At 54.4% G+C, this 15,704-nt stretch carries 16 protein-coding genes; 8 read left to right on the top strand and 8 right to left on the bottom strand.

Translation table 11 applies throughout. The annotated features are described in order from the left end of the window. The first annotated feature begins 77 nt into the window (after positions 1–77). The 7 genes from ABDW13_RS00345 to ABDW13_RS00315 all read left to right on the top strand — a co-directional run bounded on the left by ABDW13_RS00345 (position 78) and on the right by ABDW13_RS00315 (position 6,573). Entirely contained in the window at positions 78–1,043 is a 966-nt protein-coding gene (locus tag ABDW13_RS00345) for a BMP family protein (RefSeq protein ID WP_343550380.1), read from the top strand. A gap of 4 nt (positions 1,044–1,047) precedes the next feature. Beyond that, entirely contained in the window at positions 1,048–2,550 is a 1,503-nt protein-coding gene (locus ABDW13_RS00340) for an ABC transporter ATP-binding protein (RefSeq protein ID WP_343550379.1), read from the top strand. Further along, the gene (locus ABDW13_RS00335) at positions 2,543–3,640 is read left to right on the top strand and encodes an ABC transporter permease (RefSeq protein ID WP_343550378.1); all 1,098 of its coding nucleotides are present in this window, start codon (positions 2,543–2,545) and stop codon (positions 3,638–3,640) included. Before ABDW13_RS00340 ends, ABDW13_RS00335 begins: the two co-directional genes overlap by 8 nt. Further along, complete coding sequence (locus ABDW13_RS00330) at positions 3,622–4,563, top strand: ABC transporter permease (protein WP_343550377.1); 942 nt, start codon at positions 3,622–3,624, stop codon at positions 4,561–4,563. The genes ABDW13_RS00335 and ABDW13_RS00330 overlap by 19 nt, the downstream gene beginning before the upstream one ends. A 21-nt stretch (positions 4,564–4,584) precedes the next feature. Further along, entirely contained in the window at positions 4,585–4,986 is a 402-nt protein-coding gene (locus tag ABDW13_RS00325; protein WP_343550376.1) for a Rid family hydrolase, read from the top strand. Between the two features lie 64 nt (positions 4,987–5,050). Continuing rightward, positions 5,051–6,067: an aldo/keto reductase gene (locus ABDW13_RS00320; protein ID WP_343550375.1), complete on the top strand. Its 1,017-nt coding sequence runs from the start codon at positions 5,051–5,053 to the stop codon at positions 6,065–6,067. Then, a complete protein-coding gene (locus ABDW13_RS00315; RefSeq protein ID WP_343550374.1) occupies positions 6,064–6,573 on the top strand; it encodes a flavin reductase family protein in 510 nt (169 codons plus the stop codon). The genes ABDW13_RS00320 and ABDW13_RS00315 overlap by 4 nt, the downstream gene beginning before the upstream one ends. Positions 6,574–6,623: 50 nt before the next feature. On the opposite strand, the gene ABDW13_RS00310 is transcribed toward ABDW13_RS00315, so the two are convergent. The 6 genes from ABDW13_RS00310 to ABDW13_RS00285 all read right to left on the bottom strand — a co-directional run bounded on the left by ABDW13_RS00310 (position 6,624) and on the right by ABDW13_RS00285 (position 11,012). Next, the gene (locus tag ABDW13_RS00310) at positions 6,624–7,010 is read right to left on the bottom strand and encodes a RidA family protein (protein ID WP_343550373.1); all 387 of its coding nucleotides are present in this window, start codon (positions 7,008–7,010) and stop codon (positions 6,624–6,626) included. Between the two features lie 100 nt (positions 7,011–7,110). Beyond that, the gene (locus tag ABDW13_RS00305; RefSeq protein ID WP_343550372.1) at positions 7,111–7,944 is read right to left on the bottom strand and encodes a metal ABC transporter permease; all 834 of its coding nucleotides are present in this window, start codon (positions 7,942–7,944) and stop codon (positions 7,111–7,113) included. Further along, complete coding sequence (sitC, locus tag ABDW13_RS00300; RefSeq protein ID WP_343550371.1) at positions 7,937–8,800, bottom strand: iron/manganese ABC transporter permease subunit SitC; 864 nt, start codon at positions 8,798–8,800, stop codon at positions 7,937–7,939. The genes ABDW13_RS00305 and sitC overlap by 8 nt, the downstream gene beginning before the upstream one ends. Next, entirely contained in the window at positions 8,784–9,590 is an 807-nt protein-coding gene (locus tag ABDW13_RS00295; protein WP_343550370.1) for a manganese/iron ABC transporter ATP-binding protein, read from the bottom strand. The genes sitC and ABDW13_RS00295 overlap by 17 nt, the downstream gene beginning before the upstream one ends. Further along, complete coding sequence (locus ABDW13_RS00290) at positions 9,587–10,489, bottom strand: metal ABC transporter substrate-binding protein (protein ID WP_343550369.1); 903 nt, start codon at positions 10,487–10,489, stop codon at positions 9,587–9,589. The genes ABDW13_RS00295 and ABDW13_RS00290 overlap by 4 nt, the downstream gene beginning before the upstream one ends. Before the next feature lie 166 nt (positions 10,490–10,655). Further along, positions 10,656–11,012 (bottom strand): cupin domain-containing protein, encoded by a 357-nt coding sequence (locus ABDW13_RS00285; protein WP_343550368.1) that lies wholly within the window; start codon positions 11,010–11,012, stop codon positions 10,656–10,658. 343 nt (positions 11,013–11,355) lie between these two features. Between ABDW13_RS00285 and ABDW13_RS00280 the strand changes: the two genes are divergently transcribed. Beyond that, complete coding sequence (locus tag ABDW13_RS00280; RefSeq protein WP_343550367.1) at positions 11,356–12,684, top strand: FAD-binding oxidoreductase; 1,329 nt, start codon at positions 11,356–11,358, stop codon at positions 12,682–12,684. A gap of 39 nt (positions 12,685–12,723) precedes the next feature. Here ABDW13_RS00280 and ABDW13_RS00275 read toward each other — a convergent pair whose 3' ends face one another. Together ABDW13_RS00275 and ABDW13_RS00270 are read right to left on the bottom strand one after the other, a co-directional pair. Then, positions 12,724–14,010 (bottom strand): PAS domain-containing methyl-accepting chemotaxis protein, encoded by a 1,287-nt coding sequence (locus tag ABDW13_RS00275; RefSeq protein ID WP_343550366.1) that lies wholly within the window; start codon positions 14,008–14,010, stop codon positions 12,724–12,726. A 267-nt stretch (positions 14,011–14,277) separates the two neighbouring features. Beyond that, positions 14,278–15,591: an MFS transporter gene (locus tag ABDW13_RS00270; protein ID WP_343550648.1), complete on the bottom strand. Its 1,314-nt coding sequence runs from the start codon at positions 15,589–15,591 to the stop codon at positions 14,278–14,280. Positions 15,592–15,704: the final 113 nt, after the last annotated feature.

The raw sequence follows: 15,704 nt of genomic DNA, 5'->3' as shown, positions 1-15,704 counted from the left end.
CCATTTAGGGTGACCGGAATCTTTCACACAACAATAAATCCACCTTTTCCGCGATGCGGATTGCCAGGAGTCGAGCGATGAAAATGAAGATGATGTTGGCTATTGCTGTCGCAGCAGCGATCGGTTGCAGCGCCGTTGTTCAGGCTGATGAGAGCAAACCGCGCGTGGCGGCGCTGTTCACCCAAACCGTCACTCAAGGTTCGTGGGATATGGCGGGCTATGCCGCGTTCAAATCGATGGCAACTAAAGAAGGTTTTGCGCCGAGCTACCTCGAACACACCACCTACGAAGCCGCGCCTTCCGTGCTGCGCCAGTTGGCTTCTGATGGCGTGAAGCTGGTTATCGCGCACTCATCGGGTTACTCCGCAGCAATCAAAGAAGTGGCACCGCAGTACCCGAATACCCAGTTCGTGCTTTATTCCTATGAAGGTTCTACCAACAATTTGCCGAACTATTCCGCGTGGTCAGTAGATTGGGATGAATACGGCTTTGTGCTTGGCGCATTAGCGGCGTCGGCCAGCAAAACCGGCCACATTGCGGTGATCAGCGGCGAACCGATTCCATCGGCAGAGCGTACCGTGCAGTTCATCAAAAAAGGCGCGGCTTATGTTAATCCTAAAGTGGTGGTGGATTCAGCGTATGTCGGTTCATTCACCGACGTAGCGCGTGCCAAAGAGATCGCCACCGGCGCGATTGCGCGCGGTGCTGATTTCGTCATTCCGTCGGCGGATACCGCTGATGCCGGCATTCAGCAGGCCGCCGATGAAGAGGGCGTGTTGACCATCGGCTCTTACACCGATCAAGCCAAATCGTTCCCGAACTCGATCATTACCTCCACCGTGATGAATTTTGATAAATCCTACGCCGATATTGGTAAACATTTCGCCGATCACCAACTGGGTAATCGCATCATCACCGAGAACCTGAAAACCAACGGTTGGACGCTCTCCACACCGTTCGCCCACGCCGATAAAGCGGTGCAGGACAAGGTGTTCAAGGTGATTGACGATATTAAATCCGGCAAGGTCAAGATTGAGGACTAACGCCATGTCCAGCCCGCTCATCGAACTCGATCACGTCTCGAAGCGCTATCCGAATGGCTTCGTGGCACTGGAAAAAGTGTGTCTGTCGCTGTTCCCCGGAGAGATCCACGCGCTGCTGGGCGAGAACGGAGCGGGCAAGTCGACATTAATGAACATCTTGTACGGCGTGCACGAACCGAGCGAAGGCGGCGTATTGATGAACGGTCGGCAGGTGATTCACCGTCGACCGGCCGATGCCATCGCCAACGGCATTGGCATGGTGCATCAACATTTCAAATTGGTGGCGCCGTTCAGCGTGGCGGAAAACCTTGCGCTGGTGGCGCGTGGCGATCGGCGCAAAGCCTTTCGTCGTCACGCCGATGTACGCACCTTTATGCAGATTTATGGCGTTGAGCTTGATCCCGGCGCAATTGTGGGTGAGTTGCCGCTGGCGTTGCAGCAAAGGGTGGAAATCCTTAAAGCGCTGGTGAACGACACGCGCGTGCTGCTGCTGGATGAGCCATCGACCATTTTGACGCCAGATGAAATTACGGCGCTGTACGCCACAGTGCGACGTATCTGTCAAAGCGGTACGGCGGTGGCGGTGGTGACGCATAACGTCGATGAAGTGCTGGCGAATACCGATCGCTACACCATTTTGCGCCGTGGCAAAACCAACGGCAGCGGGCTAACTCAAGGCTGCACACCAGATGAACTGGTGGAGAAGATTGTCGGGCGCACGGTAAGCAGCGGCACGCGTTTAGGCTTACAGCGCAGCGGCGGCGCGGAGCAGATGCGGCTAACCAACGTGCAGGTGAAAGCGGGCAGCGGATCGCCGGGATTACACAACATCAATCTCACGCTTGCCGCGCGCGAGGTGATTGGCGTGGCGGGCGTGGAAGGCAATGGGCAAAGCGAGTTGTTTGCGATTTTGGCCGGTGAAATGCAGCCGGACAGCGGTGAAGTGACGCGTGCAGGTGACAATGTCACGTTAGCTTTGGTGCCGCAGGATCGTCATCACGAAGGTTTGTCGTTAGATCTGCCGGTTTCCCACAATTTGCTCTATCCCGACATCATGCAAGGCGCTTATCGCCGCTTGGGTTTACTCGATCATCAAGCCATTGCCCAACGCGCAGTTGAAATGATCGAACAGTCGGATATTCGCACTCACTCACACGCCAGCCCGGCGCGTTCGTTGTCGGGCGGCAATCAGCAGAAGATCGTGGTGGCGCGTGCGATGGCGCAAGGTGCTTCGATCATTGTGGTGTATCAGCCCACGCGCGGCTTGGATATGGCGGCGGCGGAGGCGGTGTTGATGCGCTTGGCCGAAGCGGCTGATGCTGGCACCACGGTGATGATTATCTCCTCGAACATTGAGGAACTGATTCGCGTGTCGGATCGCATTGTGGTGATGAACGGCGGACGCATTACCGGCGCGGTGGCGGGAGATGAAATGAATATCGAAAGAATTGGCACCTTGATGACATCAGGGCGCGGAACGCAGATCGCTGGAGGTGCGCATGTCTGAATCGGTTACTTCGCTGGCGCAAACCAGCGCTTCATTGCGCCGCGTGCTGGCGCAGCTCAGCGCTTCGCGATCGTTGTGGATCACCCTGAGTGCGTTTGTTGGTTCGCTGATCATTGGCTTAGCGCTGATCGCGGCAATGGGTGTGCCGATGCGTGCGGCGCTAGCGACTGCTTTTGACGGCGCGTTCGGCAATATTCGCGCACTGTCCGACACGCTGGTATTTATGACGCCGCGTTTATTGGTGGCACTCGGCGCGTTAATCGCCATTCGCGGCGGCATGTTTAATCTCGGCGGCGAAGGGCAACTGCAAATGGGTGCGATTGGCGCAATGCTGCCGTTTCTCGCCTTCGGCGATGTCGGTGGTGCGCTGTTGCCATTATCGATTCTCAGCGGCGCGTTATGCGGTGCTATTTGGGGCGCGATTCCGGCGCTGCTGAAAGTGTGGCGCGGCATCGACGAAATCATCGTCACGCTGATGATGAACTTCATCGCCATCTATTTCCTGAAATATCTGGTGCAAGGGCCGATGCGTCCGGCCAATTCTAACTTCAATATGTCGGCGCAAATCCCCGCTGATGGCGTGTTCCAGCAGGTGATTGAAGGCACGCGTTTGCATGCGGGCGTGTTCCTCGCGCTGCTGATCGCTTTGGGTGTTTGGGTGATGCTCAATCACAGCGCTTTTGGTTTGAAACTGCGCGCCAGCGGGCAAAGTCCACGCTTTGTGCGCTTGCAGGGGCAATCTGCCGCCAAAACCATCCTTTCCAGCATGGCGATTTCCGGTGCGGTGAGCGGGCTGGCTGGCACCTTTGAAGTGCTCGGCGTGCAATACCGTTTGATTGATGGCTTCTCGTCTGGCCTCGGATTTGAAGGGTTGGCGGTGTCATTCCTTGCCGGTTTGCAGCCGTTTGGCGCAGTGATTGTTTCGCTCTACTTTGGCGCGATCAATAGCGCGGCGCTGGCGTTGCAAACCACCTTTTCGATTCCGGCGGCATTAGCCGATGTGCTGGGCGGCATGCCGATTCTGATTTTAGCGGTACTCAGCGGCGTGATGCTGGTGAAAGGGAGGCCGGTATGGAATTCAACACTGTAACGCTGGCGCTGTTTTTGGCGGGTGGCTTGCGCCTGTGCGTGCCAGTGCTGCTGGCGGCGCTCGGAGAAACCATTTCTGAACGCGCGGGCGTGTTCACCATTGGGCTGGAAGGTTTGATGCTGTTTGGTGCGTCGGCATCGGCGCTGGGTTTAGCCTGGACCGGTTCGCCGGTGATGGCGTTGGGCGTGGGCATGCTGGGCGGATTGCTGGCCGCGTTTGTGCTGGCATTAGGCACGGTGCTGGCGCGCGCCAACCAAATCGTGATGGGCATCGGCTTCAATCTGTTTGCCATTGGCGCCACCTCGTTTATTCGTCAGCTGTGGCTGAGCGGCGCGCCAGCCGCCGGATCGATGCGCTCGGTTTCGATGCTGAAACTGCCAATGTTGTCCGATTTACCGCTGGTGGGCCGCGCGCTGTTTTCGCAAAGTCCGGTGTTTTATCTGGCGGTGATCATCGCCATCGCGCTGTGGTGCTTGCTGCGTTTCACCCGCGCTGGATTGCTGCTGCGCGCGGTGGGGGAAAACGCGTTGGCTGCCGATGCCGCTGGACATGGCGTGTTGCGCATTCGCTTCAGCGCCACGCTGTTCACCGGTTTGATGGCAGGTTTGGGCGGCGCGTATCTGTGCATCGTCGCATCGGGCGGCACCTTCGTTGACAACATGACCGCCGGGCGTGGCTATTTGGCGATTGCCATCACCATTTTCGCCCGCTGGATGCCGCTGCGCGTGTTGGTCGTCGCCATCGTGCTCGGTTTGCTCGAAGCGTTGCAGTTCCAGGGACAATATCTTGGCGTGGATATCGCGCCAGCCTTGCTGATGGCGATGCCGTTTGTGGTGGCGCTGATTGCCTGGATCATGATGGGCAAAGCGGGTGCTGCGCCCGGTGATTTAGGGCGTCCATTCTTAAGAAACTCAGGTCGTTAACACTTTTATCAGGAGAAGCAGATGAATCAGGCAATCAATCCCGAAGGTTGGATTATCGGTAAAACCGCCACTGGCCTCAATCACCTTAACTGGGGCGTCAAAGCCGGTAATCATGTCTATGTCGCGGGTATGTTATCGACCGATCCCGTAGACGGCAGCATCGTCGGCGTGGGCGATATCGAAGTGCAGACGCGCCGCGTGCTCGACAGCATCAAAGTGGTTTTGGAAGCGGCGGGTAGCAGCATGGATCACGCCGTCATGAATCAGATCTTCCTGCGCGATCTGGATGATTACCACAAATTCAATGAAATCTACGTCACCTACTTCCCGGCGCTGCTGCCCGCACGTTTCTGCGTGAAGCTGGAAATGGTGCGCCCAGAGTTTCTGGTTGAGATCGCCACCACGGCGGTGATTCCTTCTTAATCGGTGCACATTTTCGTAGGGTCGCCATTTATGGTGACCACCTAAAAATAATGAGGTCATTTGCATGCAATACCGATATCTCGGGCGCAGCGGGCTGAAAGTCTCCGAAATCTGCCTCGGCACCATGATGTTTGGCGGCGCGACGGACGAAGCCACTTCACAGCGCATCATTGCCGATGCGCGTGACAGCGGCGTCAATTTCATCGACACCGCCGATATGTATAACAAAGGCGAATCCGAACGCGTGGTTGGCCGCGCGATTGCCGCAGAGCGTGATAACTGGGTGCTGGCAACCAAAGTCGGCAATCCAATGGGCGATGGCCCAAATCAACGCGGCATGTCGCGCAAGTGGATTCGTGAAGCGGTGCACGGATCGTTGTCGCGCCTCGGCACCGATTACATTGACGTGCTGTACATGCACAAAGCGGATTTTGCCGCACCGCTGGAAGAGATGGTGCTGGCGTTTGCCGATCTGATCCGTGAAGGCAAAATCGGTTACTTCGCGGTATCCAATTTCAAAGCGTGGCGCTTAGCGGAAACCGTGCGTTTAGCGCGTGAAGCGGGCATTGCTGGGCCTGTTGCTACCCAGCCGCTGTACAACCTTGCTAACCGCGAGGCCGAGGTAGAAATTCTGCCGTCTGCGGCTTACTTCGGCGCGGGCACCGTGTGTTACAGCCCGCTGGCGCGCGGCATCCTGACCGGAAAATACCGCGTCGGCGCTGCGCCAGACAGCGACAGCCGCGCAGGCCGTGCCGATCCGCGCATGATGGAAGCAGAATGGCGACCGGAATCGCTGAAAATGGCGAGTGAACTGGCGGCATACGCTGAGCGCAGCGGACGCCAACCGGCGCACGTCGCACAGCAGTGGGTGATGCGCAATCAACTGGTGACCAGCACTTTAGTGGGCCCGCGCACTTTCGAGCAGTGGCGCGATGGCATTGCCGCGCTGGATTGTCCGTGGTCAGCGGAAGATGAAGCGTTTTGCGATCGTTTGGTGTCTCCAGGCAAAGGTACCAGCCTCGGGCCGGTTGATCCGCATCATCCGATTGAAGGTCGTATTGTTCGCGAGAATTTGCCATGACAGATACTGTTGTTAATCCAATCACCATTGCCGATGCCTATCGTGGCGGCATGCGTCAACTGGCGGCGGGCGTGTGTTTGATCACCGCGCAACATGCCGGTCAACAGGGCGGCATGATCGCCACCGCAGTGACCTCGGTGAGCGCCGAACCGCCGACCTTGCTGGTGTGCGTCAATCGCAGCGCTTCGATGTTCGCGATGATTGCCGAAAGCGGACGATTTTGTGTCAACGTGTTGGCCGCTGATGCGCTGCCGCTGGTGGATATTTTCAGTAATTCGGCACGGCGTGAAGAACGTTTCCAGTCTGGCGAATGGCTGATAGCCGCCAATGGTTCGCCGGTGTGTGCTGAGTCGTTGGTCTCTTTTGAGTGTCGATTGGCGAAAACCGTGGATTGGCATACGCATGCCATTTTCTTGGGGGAAGTGACCGGGGTGCTGCATCCGCGCGCAGAAGCCAAGCCGTTGGTGTATTTGGATCGCGGGTTTCATCAGTTGGCGGGATTGTAGCGGGACGTGGAAGAGGTCGCCATGAATGGCGACCCTACGAAACCGCTGTTTTACAGCGGCATCATGATTACCACATCAATCTCCAGCAGCAGCTCCGGCTCGGCCAATGCCGCAATCTGAAACAGCGTGCTGGCCGGTAATTCCAGCCCGGCGAAAAACGCCTCGCGAATTGGGTGGATGTGTGGCACCAATGCCAAATCCGTCACGTAAGTGGTGGTGCGCACAATCCAGTCGCGCTGCGCACCCAATCCTTCCAGCAAGCGATCGATATTGGCGTACACCTGCTCGACCTGCTTTTGCATGTCATCAACGCCAACCACCTCACCATTTTCATCCCACGCTACCTGGCCAGTTGGAAATACCGGCGTGCCGGGACGAATTTTGACGTGATTGTAATAGCTACGCGCTTTGAGTCCGGCGGGATTGATGATGCTCATGATGCTTCCTTAATTGAAGGGATTCAGGCCAACAAGGTTTCAAGGCTAGCATCAGCACGATTGATTGCGTAATCGTATCTCGGCTACACCGCGTTGCGGATTAGGCAACGCGCTGTGTACGGCGGTCTTTCAACGTGGCGAAAGTAAATGCCAGCACAAACAACACGGTGTAGATCACCACGATGGTTGGGCCGGGTGCGCTGTCGAGGAAGAAAGAAGCGTACACGCCGCTGAAGCCGCTAAAGATGGCGATGGCGATGGCCAGCAGCATCACCTGCACAAAGCGTCGCGACAGCAATAAGGCGATAGCGCCGGGCGCAATCAACATCGAAATCGACAAAATCACGCCAACCGATTTCAGTGCCGCAACGATGGTAAGTGAAATCAGGCACAGCAAGCCGTAATGCAGCAGTTTGCCGTTGATACCGCAGGCGCGTGCCTGGTTGGGATCGAAAGCGTGCAGCAATAAATCGCGCCATTTGATGCCGATAAGCACACTGACAATCAGCGCGATGGCAGCGGTTTGCAAGATATCGGTGAGGCTGATACCCAACATATCGCCGAACAGAATGTGGTCGAGATGCACTTCCGGTTGCAGCTTTAAATACAGCACCAAACCCGCGCCAAACATGCCGGAGAAGACGATGCCCATCACCGTATCCGGTTTGATGCGGCTGTTTTCGCTGATATAGCCGGTGGCGACTGCGCACAATATCCCGGCGACGAACGCGCCAATTGCGTACGGCAAGCCGATCAACCAGGCGATCACTACGCCGGGAAACACCGCGTGGCTCATCGCATCGCCAAGCAGCGACCAACCTTTTAATACCAGGAAAGCCGATAACATCGCGCACGGCAAAGACAACATCAGCGTGGTGATCAGCGCCATGTTCATAAATTCAAACTGGAATGGACTTAATAATAATTCAACCATTGATGCCGTCCTCCAGCGTTTGACGTGCGCGGCGACGCGAAGCCAGCACGCCGTGTTTAGGAGCGAAAACAAACGCGGTCAGGAACACCAAGGTTTGCGCCACCACAATCACGCCGCCGGTCGCGCCATCGAGGAAATAGCTGCTCCATGCGCCGAGGAAGCTGGTGATGCTGCCGATGGTAACGGCAATCATCAACAGGCGCGGAAAACGATCGGTGAGTAAATACGCGGTTGCACCCGGCGTCACTACTAAGCAAATCACCATAAACGCGCCGACGGTTTGCAGTGCGGCGACGGTAGAAGCGGAGAGCAGGGTGAAGAACAGAATTTTCAGCCACAGCGTATTCAAACCCAGCGAACGCGCATGGCTTTCATCGAAAAATGTCACCATCAAATCTTTCCACTTGATGAGCAGAATGGTCAGCGTGATGATGCCAATCGCGCCCAGTTGCCAGATATCAGCCGGCGCAACTGCCAAAATATTGCCCAACACGATGGTTTGAATATTCACCGAGGTGGGATTGAGCGACACCAAAAACAGGCCAATGCCGAAAAACGAAGAGAATATCAGGCCGATAATCGCATCTTCTTTCAGGCGCGTGCGTTGATTGAGAAACAGCATGCTGCCCGCGGCTAATCCGCCGGAAAGAAAAGCACCGAGCGCGAAGGGCAAACCGAGCATATACGCGCCCGCCACGCCGGGCACAATCGCGTGCGACAGCGCATCGCCAATCAGCGACCAGCCTTTCAGCATCAAAAAGCAGGAGAGAAAGGCACAAATCGCGCCCACTAATGCCGCGATCCACATCGCATTGAGCATGTATTGGTAGCCGAATGGCTCAATAATCCACGACATGCTGCGCTCCTTGCTCGGGATTATTGGCTAATATGCGTTGCAATAATGCGGCGTTGCGATCGTGCAGCGCGCCGTCAAAAGTCTGCGCGAGGTTTTCTGCGGTGAAGGTGTCGTTGAGTAATCCGCTGGCCAGCACGGTGTTTTTTACCAGCACGCAACGATCGCAATAATCAGGAATCGCATTGAGGTCGTGGGTCGAAACCAGCATGGTGCGGCCTTCGTCACGCAACTCTTTGAGTAACGCGATAATCGCTGCTTCAGTTTTGACGTCAACGCCTGTAAACGGCTCATCCAGCAGGATAATTTGTCCGCTTTGCGCCAGCGCACGGGCCAGGAAAACGCGTTTTTTCTGTCCGCCCGAAAGCTCACCAATTTGTCGATGGCGATAATCACTCATGCCAACGCGTTGTAATGCTTGATCAACGCTAAGTTTGTCGGCCGCGCGCGGAATGCGCAGCATGCCCATGTAACCGTAACGTCCCATCATCACCACATCTTCTACCAGCACTGGGAAACTCCAATCCACCTCTTCTGATTGCGGAACGTAGGAAACGATGTTGTTCTTCAGGGCTTTTTTGGCGGGCATCCCAGCCAACGTCACCTGACCGGAAGAGAGCGCTACAAATCCCATCATCGCTTTGAACAAGGTGGATTTACCGGAACCATTCACGCCAATCAGTGCGGTGATGCTGCCAGCCGGGACGATAAACGAGGCGTTGCGCAGCGCGGTGTGGCCGTTGCGATAGGTCACGCCAACGTTTTCGACGTTTAATCCTGCGGCGGCGTTCATGATTGGTCTCCTGCGGTGATGCCTTTCACCACGGTTTCGGTGGTGACGCGCAGCAGATCGAGATAGGTCGGCACCGGGCCATCGCTGTTGCTCAATGAATCCACATACAACACGCCGCCGTAATGAATGCCGGCTTCACGCGCCACCTGCTGCGCCGGTTTGGCGGAAATGGTGCTTTCGCTGAAAATCACTGGAATGTGATGAGTGCGCACCGCATCGATCACTTTGCGTACCTGCTGCGGCGTACCTTGTTGATCAGCGTTGATTGGCCATAAATACAACTCTTTCAGGCCGAAATCGCGCGCCAGATATGAGAACGCACCTTCGCTGGTGACTAACCAACGTTGATCGGCGGGCAGTTGATCGATAGCCGCCCGCATCGGCGCAATGGTCTGCTGAATCTGCGCTTTATAGCGCACGGCGTTGGCCTGATAGATTGCGGCATTGGCGGGATCGTATTTCTGCAACGCATTACGGATGTTATCGACGTAAATCAACGCGTTATCCGGTGACATCCAGGCATGCGGATTGGGTTTGCCGTTGTACGGACCTTCGGTAATGCCCAGTGGTTGTATGCCCTGCGTCACGCTGACTTCCGGCACATCCTTCAAACGTTGGTAGAAGCGGCTGAACCACAATTCGAGATTGAAACCGTTCACCAGAATCAAATTGGCACCTTGCGCGCGTCGGATATCGCCGGGCGTCGGTTGGTATTCATGGATTTCAGCGCCGGTTTTGGTAATCGAGGTTACATTTGCTGCATCACCCGCCACGTTCTTCGCCATATCGGCAATCACCGTGAATGTAGTGACGACGTTGAGTTTTTCGGCGGCAACGGCCGAGAAGGTAGTGATGGACAGCAATATCGTTAAGGCGGGCAACAGGCGCTGAGTGAACATAATCGTCTCCAGAGAAATATAGCCAGTGCTATAAATTATAGCAGATGCTATTTATATGAGACATTTTTGCTCAATGCGCCAGCGAAATGACAAAAATTTACCGAGGAAAAGGGAAGTTGAAATGGAGGGAATGGGTCACCTGTAATGGCGACCCATTGGGATGAAATTAGCTGGCATCGAAAATCACATACAGCTTGCGCATGGTGTTTTCGATCACCCAAGTGCCTTCGGTGTTAGCTGCAAAAAACAACGAATCGCCGGGTTGGAAGGCCACGGTTTCTTCGCCGTCCGGCGTGAAAGCGCCATTGCCATTAAGGATGTGCATGATTTCCGCTTGTTTCACCGAGCGGCGATACGATCCCTCACCGCACTCAAAAATGCCGCAGTCGATGTCTTCTTTGCCGGGAATAATTTTCTGTATGCCGGATAACGCAATGCTGCCGGTGCCCGGCAATCCTTCTACGTTGCCCCAGGATTCCATGCTTGCGATTGCGGCGGGTTGCGCGATTTTTTGTACTTTCATCATTTCCCTTAAATATGTGTTGATGGATACGCAACGTATGCGCTGCAATATTGCGCAATAAATTGCGCCGCTACGGAATGTGCGATGATTGAACAGCGCACATTCCGTAGCGGCGCGATTCATCGCGTTGTTTTGAATTTCAGATTACGCATGCGGTTTAAAACCTGATGCGATTTATTGCGGTGCAATTAACAGATTCGAATGTTTATTTGTGCAGGTTTGGCAGAAACTTTCGCGCGATATCCCATAAGATAAGATTTGATTGCAGCGCCAATACCTTAGCGAGCCTGCACACCTTTTCATGCTGAATTCGCCATCACCATGGCTTGCGAGACTTAAGACGATGCGCATAAAAATCAATGCAGTGGCAGACAGTGAAGGTTTCCCCGAATCCGTTGATGTAATTGTGATTGGCGGCGGCATTATCGGTACGTCGGTGAGTTATGAGCTGGCAAAGCAGGGCGTTTCCGTGGCGCTGTTTGAGAAAGGCGTGATCGGCGGCGAGCAATCCGGACGTAACTGGGGCTGGGTGCGACAGCAAAACCGCGATCTGTATGAATTGCCGATGGCGATTCGCAGTTTGCAGCGCTGGGACGAACTTGGCAGTGAAATTGGCCTCGACCTCGGCTTTTCCCGTCAGGGCATCACCTATGGCACGCTGAACGAGAGCGACATGGCGCGTTGGGAAACGTGGGGAAAGCAGGCCAAACAGATTGGCTTTGTTAGTCATTTAATGTCGGCAAAAGAAGCGCGTGAACGCATTGGCAATAATGCGCCGTGGATTGGCGGCGTGTGGTCACCCAGCGATGGCCGCGCCGAGCCATCGTTAGCCGCTCCGGCTATCGCCACCGGTGCGAAAAATCACGGCGCGCATATCCATCAAAACTGCGCGGTGCGCGGGCTGGATGTTTCTGGCGGACGTATATCTGGCGTGTGGACCGAGCGCGGTTTGGTCAAAGCTAATCGGGTGATTTGCTGCGGCGGCGCGTGGAGTTCGCGCTTCTGCAAGCAATATGGCATCGAACTGCCGAGCGCCAACATTCTCGGCACCGCGTTTAAAACCACTGCCGCGCCGGAAGTGATCAAAGGCTGTCTTAGCACCGGCGGCTTGTGTATTCGTCGTCGGCAGGATGGCAGCTACACCGTGGCGCTCTCCGGACGCGGACAAATCGATCTCGCGCCGCAGAACATTCGCTATGCCACCAAGTTCTATCCGATGTTCCGCAGCAAAATCGCCAAAAAACTCAAGATTCGCGTTAACGGTTCGTTCTTCAATGGCCCTGAAGCGGCCGGTTCTTGGTCGAATCAAAGCGTGTCGCCATTCGAGAAAATTCGCACGCTGGATCCGGCGGCAGATAACGCCATTGTGCAGGAAGCGTTACAGACTTTGGTGCAACTCTATCCCGAGTTGAACGGTATCAAGGTTGATCACGCGTGGGGCGGCTGGATTGATACCACGCCAGATCTGGTACCAGTGATTGATGAAATGAACAGCCTGCCGGGCTTGTTTATCGCTTCCGGCTTTAGTGGTCACGGTTTTGGTATTGGCCCTGGCGCGGGATTGTTGTGCGCGCAGATGGTGAATAACAAACCGCTGTTCACCGATGTTGCACCTTACAGCCTGGCGCGTTTCGCCAAGGGCAATGCGATTCGTGAACCACAGATGATGTAAGGTTTGCCCGGTGCGCCATGATGCGCACCGGGCAAATCTTCACACATCCAAGCGGTGAATCACGTTCACAAACTCATGCACGCCGCTGTTGATTTCTCGCAGGCTGCGTGACAGCACGCTGATTTTATCCTGCTCGGTCACCACGAACTGCTTCACTTCATTTAGCTGCTGTTCCATCTGGGCGATTAATTGCGCGTTGTGCTCCACCACTTGCGTGATCTGTTTCGTCGCGCTGGAAGTTGATGCCGCCAGACGTCGCACTTCACCCGCCACCACGCTAAATCCACGACCGGCTTCACCTGCGCGCGCTGATTCAATCGCCGCGTTCAGCGCCAGAATATTGGTTTGCGAGGCAATCAGATTGATGGTTTCCACCACTTCGCTGATGCTTTTCGCCGAGGTATTCAACTCCGCGCCAATCGCTGTGGCAGCATTGACCTGAACCGCGACAATACCGGAATTGCGGATGGTTTCATCCAGCACTTCGTTGGCGTTGTCAGTGATTTGTGAGGTTTGTTCCGAGGTAGTGAGCGCGATATCAGCCACACGTTTCGCCGCTTCGACGCGCGCGGTGATATCCGAGGCAATCTTAATCACTTTGTAGACTTTGCCCTCGGCGTTATAAACCGGGTTGTAGCTGGCTTCTAACCAAATGCGTTCGCCACCCGCGGTTTTACGCTCAAAACGGCCCACAAAGTGCTGGCCGTTGCCGATCTTGCGCCAAAAGTCGGGATTCTCGCGGTAAAAATTGTCGTAGCAGAAAATACGGTGATGCTGGCCAACGATGGACGATAGCTGATATCCCATATGCTTAAGGAAGTTATCGTTGGCGCTGATGATTTGGCCATCTGGCGTGAATTCAATCACTGCCATAGAGCGATCGAGCGCGGTGATCACCGCTTCTTTATGTTCCAGTTCCTGATGACGTTCGGTGATATCCGATGCCACTTTAATCACTTTATACACGTGGCCTTTGTCATCGCTCACCGGGAAATAGGTGGCGCTAAGATAGAAGCGTTCACGCTGCTTGTTAAAGCGTTCGAAAATGCCGGTGACCGATTCGCCCGACGCCAGCTTTTGCCAGAAGGCGTAATAATCGGAAGATTGGCTATATTGCGGGCTACAAAAGATGCGGTGATGCTTGCCCTGAATCTCATTCAGCTGATAGCCGGTGGTTTCCAGGAACAGGGAATTGGCAGTGAGAATCTCGCCGCTGGGCGAAAACTCAATCCATGCAACATGTTGTTTGATCGCATTGATATCTTTGGCAACATCGCCGTTTTTATGAAACGACAACGAAAGACTCGACTTTTTCACACCAAACATGGGAAGCCTCAGGCGATTATTATGTCATTGAACATAAAGGCGCTCAGCAGGGCAATGAGCCTACCTGTACTGTTGCGCGTTATTTCCCGTAGCCGTCCACTCTAAAGGTGTCTCTCTGCACAAGGCGATGCGCAGGCCGGGATGTCATGGTTTTAATTGCTGCCTGATGTTGTTAAAGCCCGGACCGGTGAGGATCCGAGCTTAAGTGATTCTGATCCATTATCGGCGCTGATGTTGAAACATTTAATTAAAATGCAACAAGAGCAATTAGTGACCTGATTCCGGCCGCGTCATGGCTGGCAACGCGTCTTTTCTGGGGCGCGAGACAATGATGCCCAGAACGCCGCCGATAATCAGTGCCACCGCTACGATCAATAAACCGTAGTGATAACTGTGGGTCACATCTTTGATTTTTCCCAGTATCGGCGGTAATCCGAGCCCAACAAAATTTGCCACCGTATTGATAAAAGCGATGGAGGCGGCAGCAGCCACACCAGCCAATTTTTCTGTGGTAACTGCCCAGAAAATTGGCGTTAGCGCAAAGTTAAAACCGATAGTCAGTACCAATAGAATATAGGCGACCCATAAATTTCCCACATAAATGGCGGCTGCCAGCGCAAGCCCGGAAATAATCAGCGGCAAACCTAAGTGCCAACTGCGCTCGCGGGTTTTATCGGAATGGCGACCATTTAAATACATGAATAAACAGGCGAGCACGAACGGCAACGCCGAAAGCAGGCTAATCACCATATTGCTTTGATCCTCCGCCATGCTTTTAATAATCAACGGCATAAATAAGGTGATGCCAATCGAACCAAAAGCTTGCAGGAACCACACTAAACTCAGCAGCAGCACGGTTTTATCTTTCAGCGCACTGATCCAGGAATGATGTTTGCCAATTTCGACGCCAGCATTGTCCTGATGCAGGCGCTGGCGCAGCCAGGATTTCTGTTGCGGAGATAACCAAGGTGCATGCTCCGGCGTGTCTGGTAAACGCCACAGCACCAGGCAACCGAGAATCACTGCCGGAATGCCTTCCAGTACAAACAACCAGCGCCAACCTGCAACCTCAGCCAAGCCGTGCATATTCAAAATGGCACCTGAAATCGGCAGGCCGATGATCGATGCCGCTACCGAACCCATATAAAAGAATGACATAGCACGTGCGCGATGACTTTTGGGAAACCAGCAGGAGATGTAGTAGATAATGCCAGGCGCGAATCCTGCTTCGGCCATGCCGAGTAAAAACCGCATGATGTAGAGTTGGTTGGCGCTTTGAACCCACGCCATGCCCATGCTGACGATTCCCCACGTGATCATGATGCGGGCGATCCAACGTCGCGCGCCAACTTTGGTCATGATGACGTTGCTGGGAATTTCGAACAGAATATACGAAATATAAAACATGCCGACGCCCAAGCCATACATACTGGCGGATAAACCCAGATCGGCATTCATCTGTAACGCCGCAATCGATATATTGGTTTTATCCAGATTGGCGACAAAATAGCAGATGACAATAAAGGGAATAATCCGGCTATTTAACTTACTTAGCGTCGAACTGTTTAAATCGGAGCTAATCATAGTGACCTCAGTTATTTACTTGCCAGATTGAAACAGCAAAATACCTGGCCGGATAAAAAGCCGGGCAATATAATTTTTTTATTTTATTTAGGGCTATGTATTAAATGGGG

This window comes from Pantoea sp. (genome assembly GCF_039594315.1).
In the GTDB taxonomy this organism is placed as follows: domain Bacteria; phylum Pseudomonadota; class Gammaproteobacteria; order Enterobacterales; family Enterobacteriaceae; genus Pantoea.
This window is presented reverse-complemented; position numbering and strand designations above follow the sequence as displayed.